This is a genomic window from Sphingobium jiangsuense, from assembly GCF_014196495.1.
GTDB lineage: Bacteria > Pseudomonadota > Alphaproteobacteria > Sphingomonadales > Sphingomonadaceae > Sphingobium > Sphingobium jiangsuense.
Genome location: NZ_JACIDT010000026.1, coordinates 37021 through 44292, shown reverse-complemented (window position 1 = coordinate 44292; position 7272 = coordinate 37021). Strand labels below are relative to the sequence as shown.

Sequence of the window (7272 nt, the reverse complement as noted above, 5' to 3'; positions counted from 1 at the left end):
CTGCCCTTCGGCGGCTTCAAGCAATCGGGCATCGGCCGCGAGGGCGGGGTCGAGGGCCTGGCCCCCTTCCTCGAAACCAAAACCATCCTCCTCGATGGAATGCCTTCCCAAATCTGAGCTTCTGACAACGGACAAGGGCGGGAATGCGAATTCCCGCCCTTTTTGCATATAGAAAAGGGAGAGAGCCATGATGATGACCGAGGCGGATTATCACCGCTATATCGAGGCGTTCAACGCGCGCGATTATGCGACGCTCGAAACCTTCTTCGCCGATGATTTCGCGCTGGAGAATGCGGGCTTCCGCGTCGAGGGCAAGCCCGCCTTCCGCGCCTTCTACGCCTTCTTCCACCGCTATTGCCGCGAAGAGGTGATGTTCCGCGGCTTCTACCCCGGCACGGACGGCTTCGTCGCCAATGTCGTCATCCGTTTCGAGGGGCTGGAGGATCTGTCGCCGGATGTGCTGGCGGAAAAAGGCTATTCCGGCATGACCCCGGTGGCGAAGGGGCAGGCGGTCGAGGTCGAGTTCCTGATCCTCTACCTGCTCGATGCCGGGGGCCTGATCCGCCACATCAAGGGCGCGGTCTGGATTCCGGCTGGGTGAGCCGGATCATCGGTCGCCCAGACGCTTCTCATTAGGATCGAGCTTCAGCATCTCCGGGCTTTTGAGCGCCGGGTCCCAATGCTCGACGATCCGGCCGTTCTCGATGCGGAAGAGGTCGAACCAGCTGGTATAATAAGGCGCGCCGTCCGCGTCCTTTTCCTGCCGGACGAAGGTGAACTGCACCATGTCCCGCTCCGCGACGATCGCGACGAGGGGCAGTTCGATGGTGGGCGCGATCGGGCGCTCTGGGCGGGAGGCGCGGATGAACGCTTCCAGCGCCTCGACGCCGTTCGCCACATTGGGGTTGTGCTGGATATAGTGCGGGCCGATGAAGTCGCGCACCCGGTCGGCGCGGCCTGCCTGCAACACGGTGCGATACATGTCGTAGCACAGCCGCTTGTTCGCCGCGAGCACCGGGTCGCCGCTCGCCAGCAGCGCCTGCTGGTCCGCCGCGACCATCGGCGGCGTGTGGCCCGCAGGGACCTCCGCCGCCGGGATGAGCGCGGTATGATAGGGCGCGGTATGATGGCGCGCGCCGCTCATTCCGCCGCCTCGCCCTTCGCCTTCCATGCGGTCGGCCATTTGCGGGTGTCGTCCCAATGCTCGACGATCATCCCGTCCTCCAGCCGGTACATGTCGAACGCATGGCCGGTATAGGTTTCGCCGGGGCGGGTGGGGTCGTCCTGCTGCTGCTCCCAGATCACCACCACCATGTCGCCTTGCGCGATCGTCCTGAACAGCGTCTTGCGCGCGGGCGGCTTGAAATCGGCATTGCCTTCGCGGATCATGTCGGCGAGGCGCAGCACATGCTCGCGCCCGGAAGGCAGGTTGACCGCATGCTGCACATAGTCGGGCGCGATATATTTCAGCACCGCTTCCCTGTCGCCCCGGCCGATCACGCCTTCCCACATGGCGAGCACGATCTGCGTGTTGCGGTCCTCCGGCGATTGTCCGGCATCCGTCATCTCCTGCTCCTCCCGCTCAGGTCAGCGCGTAATAGCGCAGCACATTGCCGTCGGCGCGGCGTTCGCCGACGCCGACGAATACATGCTTGGTCAGCCAGTCATGCTTGCCGACCGGGCATTCGAAGCTGGGCTGGCCGCGCAGATAATAGTCCTGCTGCTCGACCGGCTCGCCGCCCCTGAACGCCCAGTCGCGCAGCCGCTCCATCGTGTCGGGCTTGCGGCCCCAAAGGAACCCCCTGTTGTTGAGCAGGATCAGCGTGCCGTCCTCTTCCTCCAGCATGTAGCGCGCGTCGAAGCAGGCGACGTCATCGGGCCGAAAATAGGCATAGTCGCCGCCGGAGCCGGGCACCGCCGTGCCGCGCAGGCGGGGGCCTTCGAAGGTGCCGCTTTCGACATAGACGGCGCTGCGGTTGCCGCCCCAGGGCGTGTTGGCGATCATCTGCACGCGCGGGAATTTGAGGCGCACCTCCATCACGAATTCGAGGCGCGGATTGTCGAGGGTAGAAAAAGGGCCTTCCATCATCCTGTCTCCAGATTATCCCAGTTCGAGGGCGCCGCCATCGATGAACAGATTGGCGGCGGTAACAAAGCTTGCATCCTCCGACGCGAAGAACAGCACGGCGCGGGCGACTTCCTCCGCCTGCCCCATGCGGCGCATCGGCACGGCGGCGATCATCTGTTCCCGCAGCGCAGCGACGGCCTCGCCGCTGATGCCGGGATTGCGGTGGAGCAGCGGCGTTTCGATCGGGCCGGGGCTGACCATGTTGACGCGGATGCCCTCGCCCACCAGTTCGGCGGCGATGATCTTCACCGCCATCGCAAGGCCCGCCTTGGCCGCGCCATAGGCGGCGTTGCCGGGCAGCACGCCATGGCCGCCGATCGAGCCGGTGACGACGATCGCCCCGCCGCGCCCCATCAGGCGCAGCGCCTTCTGGATCGCGAAGACCGCGCCGCGCAGGTTGATGTCATGGACCTTGTCCCAGTCCTCCGGCGTCAGCTCGCGGATCGGTGCGAAGCCGCCCACGCCCGCATTGACGAACAGCACGTCGATGCGCCCGTCCTGCGCCTCTATGGCGGAGATCATCTCCTCCATCGCCGCCAGATCGGCCATGTCTGCGCGATAGCCGCGTGCGCCGTCGATTTCGACCACGGCGGCGTCGATCGTCGCCTGATCGCGCCCGGTAATGTGGACGATGCCGCTCTCCGCCGCAAAGGCCTTCGCGCTGGCGAGGCCGATGCCGCTGTTGCCGCCCAATATGAGGACGACCTTGTCCTTGAAACGCATGGGGTTCCTCTCCCTCTTTCTGTTATCCCGTCAGAATGGCGAATTGGGGTTGGGGCTGCTTTCCGGCAGATTTTGCAGCACGTCCCAATGTTCGGCGATCAGGCCGTTCTCTATGCGGAAGATATCCACCACCGCCCAGCCGAGATCATCGGGCCAGCGCCGTACATGATAATGGACGATCACATGATCGCCGTCGACGAAGCTGCGCTTCACATCATGCACCGCCTGCGGCGTTTCCTTCTTGATGAAGCGCAGCAGATCCTTGAGCGGTTCGACGCCGGGACCGACCGATTGGTTATGCTGGATATAATCGGGCGCAATGAAGCGATCGACCGCATCGGCGTCCATCGCGTTCAGCACCTGGTCGAACATGTCGAGCACGAGGCGCAGATTGGCCTTTTCCTCCGGCGTGTGGGCGTCGGTGCTCATGCCGCTTCCTGCGCGCTGGGGAGTTCCGCGCGGGGCAGCGTGCGGCCCTTGATGAGGTCCGCGCATTTCTCGCCCACCATCACCGCGGGCAGCCCGGTATTGCCGCCCGGCACCGTCGGCATGACCGAGCAATCCGCGATGCGCAGTCCCTCTATGCCGATCACCCGCAATTGCGGATCGACCACGGAGTGATTGCCCATCGCCATCGAGCAGGTGCCGGTCGGGTGCATCGCGACATAGCAGGTGTCGCGGATGAAGGCATTGAGCGCCTCGTCATCGTCCACCGCCGCGCCGGGCAGGCGCTCGTTGCCGATCAGCTCGCTCTGCGGCGGCGTGCGGTAGATTTTGCGCGCGGCGCGTATCCCCGCGCGCATCGTCGCGAGGTCGCCTTCCTCCGCCATCAGATTGAGCGTGACGGCGGGCACCTCGCGCGGGTCGGCGGAGCGCAGCTCGACCCAGCCCCGGCTTTCGGGATGCAGCGCGACGAGGCCCGCCCAGAACACATGGCTCTGCCGTTCGGTCAGGAACGGGAACCAGGGCCTGGCGTCGAAGCGGATCGGGTTCGCCATGAACTGGATGTCGGGCCGGTCGAGATGGTCGCGGGTGCGGATCACGACATTGCAGCTGTTGAGCTGCAGCGCCAGCGGCCCGCCGCCTATCGTCGCCCAGCGCAGTGCGTTGAAGGCGATCTTGTCCCAGCGCAGCTGGTTGAGGAAGGTGACGGGCCTCGTCGCGTCCCATTCCATCGACACATTGGTATGTTCGGAAAGATTGCGGCCGACGCCGGGGCTGTCGACGATCACCTCTATGCCATGGCGCTTCAACTGCTCGGCCGGGCCGATGCCGGACAGCATCAGCAGGTGCGGAGAATTATAGGTGCCGCCCGACAGGATGACCTCGCGCCGCGCGGCAAGGGCCTGCGGGCCTGCGGGCGTGTCGATCTCGACCCCGGTGCAGCGGCGATCCTCGATCAGCAGCTTGCGCACCAGCACGCCCGAGCGGATGACGAGATTCTTGCGGTTTCTCGCCGGGCGCAGATAGGCGGTGGAGGCGCTGACCCGGCGGCCCTTGTCGTCGATCGTCATCTCACCGCGCGCAAAGCCCTCGGCGACGGCGCCGCCCAGATCCTCGCTGGTGGAAAAGCCCGCCGCCTCGGCGGCCTCCATCAGCGGTTCATGGTGGAGCAGCGGCGAGGCGATCGGCTTCACCTGCATCGGCCCGCCCTTGCCGTGATAGAGGCTCTCGCCGCGCCAGCTGTCCTCCAGCTTGCGGAAATAGGGGAGCACATCGGCATAGGACCAGCCATCCGCGCCCATCGCCGCCCATTCGTCATAATCGCCCGGATGCCCGCGCATCGCGAACATGCCGTTGATCGACGAGCAGCCGCCCATCACCTTGCCCCTTGGCAGCGGAAGCCGGCGGCCGTTCAGATGCGGCTCCGGCTCCGTCATATAGGGCCAGTTGAAGCGCGGATCGATCACCGCCTTCAGGAAGGCGACCGGCATCTTGAGATAGGGATGATCGTCCTTGCCGCCCGCCTCCAGCAGCAGCACGGAGACATGCGGGTCTTCGGAAAGCCGCGCGGCCACGGCGCATCCGGCCGACCCCGCGCCGATCACGATATAGTCGAACTGCTCCCTCGCGTCGGATGCGCGCATGGCCTTTCCTCTTTCTCTCGCCTTTTTTCGATCCGGCCTTTTCATCGGCCCGCATTGCTGCAATGATCGTAACGTTCGTTATCAATTAACACAAGCAGGCAATCGGGGGAGAGAGAAATGAACCGGGCCGATTATGAACGCTACGCCGCCGCATTCAATGCGAAGGATTACGACACCGTCTATGATTTCTACGCGCCGGGCGCGCGGCTGGCCTTTTTCGGGGTGGACCTCGCGACGCGGGAGGATTTCAAGAAATTCTACGGCTTCCTCCACAGCCATGTGAAGGAGACGCTGACGATAGAGCGCTTCGCGGCAAGCGAGGAGCTGGTCGCGCTGGAGGGGATCATCCGGGTGGAGGCGATTCGCGATCTGGATGCCGATACGCTGGCGGCGCAGGGACTGCACCAGTTCTTCCCGATCAAGGCGGGCGAGGTGCAGGAGATGCGCCAATATATCCATTATCATGTGGCGGACGGGAAGTTCACCGCCGTCGGCTGCGCGATCATTCCCTGACCCTCCGTCACCGTCATGCCAGCGCAGGCTGGCATCGCCGGATATGGTGCGCGACACGGCTTGCGGCCCCAGCCTGCGCTGGGGCGACGGCATCGGCGGCCTGCCCTAGCGCCGATAGCGGGCGGGCCATATCCCCTGCTTGCCCGGCGCGAGTATGCCCTTGGGATCGAGCGCGTCCTTGAGCAGGCCGTTGAGCCGCCCCATCGCGCCCTCGTTGAAATCCAGCGTCGCCGCAACCCTGTCCATGCATTCGATATGGGTGCGATATTCGCAATAGCCCTCGGCCGCCGCGTCGGCGATCAGATGCTCCATCAGCCGGGGCACCGCGCCTGCCATGCGTTCGTCGTCGCGGTTGTAGAGGATCTCGTTGATGTTGACGACCGCGCGGCCGCCGACCGAGAAGGCGCCGTAATAATCCAGTCCCGCCTCGGTGAAGCGCCGCTGTGTGCGCTCGAACTGGGCGAGCGCGGCGGCGCCATCGGCGGGCAGGATCGGCGAGAAGCCCATATGCCCGCCGCGCCCGCCATACCAGTCGATCATCGCCATGTCGCGTGTGCCGGGAATGCCCGCCTTGCTGGCGCCGAAGGGGTCGCCCTGCCGCCAGACGGTCGGCTCCGGGCGCTTGGGGAAATGCGGCGCGATGGCGTCGATCACCGCCTCGCATTTGGCGGCGATCACCTTTTCATGGCCATAGAAGTTGAGCTGGCAGTTCCACCAGCCGATGCCGAGCGTGCGCCGGATTTCCGCGCCTTTCTCCTCCGGCAGCAGGCCCCCGCCCTCATACCATGTCGAGCGCGGCCCGACATAGGAGGCGATGCCGACATAGCTGACCCAGGCCGGATCATGGTCGATCAGCCCGCGCAGCCGCAGCGGGTAGAGCATGTCGACGCCGCGCTTGAGGTCGCCCGGTTCGGGCAATTGCAGGTCCAGCGTCATCGTCGCCTCCGGCGCGGGCATCAGCCACAGGCCGAGCTTCGTCACCACGCCGAAATTGGACTGGCAGAACATCTGGTCCCACGCCGGGCCGTAGCTGTCATGGGTGAGGTTCCAGGTCTTCGATCCCGCCATCGCCCCGGTGCCGGTGCGGACGAGCGAGCCGTCGGGCAGCACCACCTCCAGCCCGCAAATCTGCGCGCCATGGTCGCCATAGGGCTGCGGCCCCTTGCCGCGCTCCAGCGCATTGCCCGCGACGCTGCCCCAGGCATTGCCGGGCACCGACATCCACAGCTTCATGCCGTGCCGGCTCTGGAGCGCGTCGAACAGGTCATAGAAGCCGACGCCCGGCTCCACCACGCAATAGCCGCGATCGGTGTCTATCTCCAAAATCCGGTTCATCCGCGACAGATCGAGGATGACGCAACCCTTCATCGCCGGGGCGGAGCCGCCATAGCCGAGATTCTTGCCGCGCGAGACCGGCCAGAGCGGCGTGCCGGTGCGATTGGCGAGGCGCATGAGCGCCTGCACCTCCTCGACGCTTTGCGGCGCGACCGCGCCCGCCGGAGCATGCTCTTCGGGCGCGAACGCCATCTGGTCGCTATAGGCGGCGCGGTCGTCCTCCTGCGCGAACACGCGATCCGCGCCCAGCAGGGCCGCAGCCTCGCGCAGGAAAGGGCTGGCCGTGGTGGCGCTGGTCATGATCGGGGCATCCTCGGTTCACTGTCGGCTAATACCGTAACGTTCGTTATCATTATGTGCAAGCGATGGCGGGTGAGATGCGCGAAAAAGAGCGGCGATTATATCCTTTTGCAGAGATTCTGGGTGGATGACCGCTTTCGGCCTAGGGACGTATATCAATCATCCCCTTCCCTTCAAGGGAGGGGA

The 7272-nt window shown here is 65.3% G+C and carries 10 protein-coding genes; 3 read left to right on the top strand and 7 right to left on the bottom strand.

Annotated features, from left to right (window positions below; translation table 11 throughout):
* Together GGR43_RS21280 and GGR43_RS21275 are read left to right on the top strand one after the other, a co-directional pair.
* Positions 1-117, top strand: a 117-nt coding sequence (locus GGR43_RS21280; RefSeq protein WP_188072397.1) for an aldehyde dehydrogenase family protein, incomplete at its 5' end; no start/stop codon positions are given.
* A 70-nt stretch (positions 118-187) separates the two neighbouring features.
* Positions 188-601: a nuclear transport factor 2 family protein gene (locus GGR43_RS21275; RefSeq protein ID WP_188073822.1), complete on the top strand. Its 414-nt coding sequence runs from the start codon at positions 188-190 to the stop codon at positions 599-601.
* Between the two features lie 6 nt (positions 602-607).
* Here GGR43_RS21275 and GGR43_RS21270 read toward each other — a convergent pair whose 3' ends face one another.
* The 6 genes from GGR43_RS21270 to GGR43_RS21245 are packed head-to-tail and all read right to left on the bottom strand — an operon-like array spanning position 608 to position 4938.
* A complete protein-coding gene (locus tag GGR43_RS21270) occupies positions 608-1144 on the bottom strand; it encodes a nuclear transport factor 2 family protein (RefSeq protein WP_188073821.1) in 537 nt (178 codons plus the stop codon).
* Entirely contained in the window at positions 1141-1566 is a 426-nt protein-coding gene (locus GGR43_RS21265) for a nuclear transport factor 2 family protein (protein ID WP_188073820.1), read from the bottom strand. Before GGR43_RS21265 ends, GGR43_RS21270 begins: the two co-directional genes overlap by 4 nt.
* Positions 1567-1582: 16 nt before the next feature.
* The gene (locus tag GGR43_RS21260) at positions 1583-2086 is read right to left on the bottom strand and encodes a DUF3237 domain-containing protein (RefSeq protein ID WP_188073827.1); all 504 of its coding nucleotides are present in this window, start codon (positions 2084-2086) and stop codon (positions 1583-1585) included.
* 15 nt (positions 2087-2101) lie between these two features.
* Positions 2102-2851 carry an SDR family NAD(P)-dependent oxidoreductase gene (locus tag GGR43_RS21255; protein ID WP_188073819.1) on the bottom strand — a complete coding sequence of 250 codons (750 nt, stop codon included), beginning with the start codon at positions 2849-2851 and terminating at the stop codon, positions 2102-2104.
* A 30-nt stretch (positions 2852-2881) separates the two neighbouring features.
* Positions 2882-3280 (bottom strand): nuclear transport factor 2 family protein, encoded by a 399-nt coding sequence (locus GGR43_RS21250; protein ID WP_188073818.1) that lies wholly within the window; start codon positions 3278-3280, stop codon positions 2882-2884.
* A complete protein-coding gene (locus GGR43_RS21245; RefSeq protein ID WP_188073817.1) occupies positions 3277-4938 on the bottom strand; it encodes a GMC family oxidoreductase in 1662 nt (553 codons plus the stop codon). The genes GGR43_RS21250 and GGR43_RS21245 overlap by 4 nt, the downstream gene beginning before the upstream one ends.
* Positions 4939-5055: 117 nt before the next feature.
* On the opposite strand from GGR43_RS21245, the gene GGR43_RS21240 reads away from it, so the two are divergent.
* Positions 5056-5451 carry a nuclear transport factor 2 family protein gene (locus GGR43_RS21240; RefSeq protein ID WP_188073816.1) on the top strand — a complete coding sequence of 132 codons (396 nt, stop codon included), beginning with the start codon at positions 5056-5058 and terminating at the stop codon, positions 5449-5451.
* Between the two features lie 105 nt (positions 5452-5556).
* Here the strand turns inward: GGR43_RS21240 and GGR43_RS21235 are convergent, their stop codons facing one another.
* The gene (locus GGR43_RS21235) at positions 5557-7086 is read right to left on the bottom strand and encodes an FAD-binding oxidoreductase (protein ID WP_188073815.1); all 1530 of its coding nucleotides are present in this window, start codon (positions 7084-7086) and stop codon (positions 5557-5559) included.
* Between the last annotated feature and the right edge of the window lie 186 nt (positions 7087-7272).